General features: G+C 41.0%; 1 pseudogene. It reads left to right on the top strand.

Annotated features, from left to right (window positions below):
• Positions 1-28: 28 nt before the first annotated feature.
• Positions 29-227 (top strand): annotated as a pseudogene (locus RRF55_RS28430) (esterase/lipase family protein); the annotation flags it as partial.

Raw genomic sequence — 227 nt, 5'->3', positions numbered from 1 at the left:
CTTGCTCGATAAAACTGAGCGATTGCGTATGCCACATGTCTATATGCTTGAACCCTACCAACCGAATAAAAAAGTGATTGTACTTATTCATGGTCTCGCCAGCAGCCCTGAAACTTGGGTCAATCTGACCAATAACATTTTGGGGGATAAAGTTTTACGAGAAAACTTTCAGGTATGGCAGGTGTTTTATTCAACCAATATGCCAATTGTTGAAAGCCGCTTTCAGA

It is taken from the genome of Klebsiella sp. K47, assembly GCF_051858335.1.
GTDB classification, from domain to species: domain Bacteria; phylum Pseudomonadota; class Gammaproteobacteria; order Enterobacterales; family Enterobacteriaceae; genus Klebsiella; species Klebsiella pneumoniae.
This window is presented reverse-complemented; position numbering and strand designations above follow the sequence as displayed.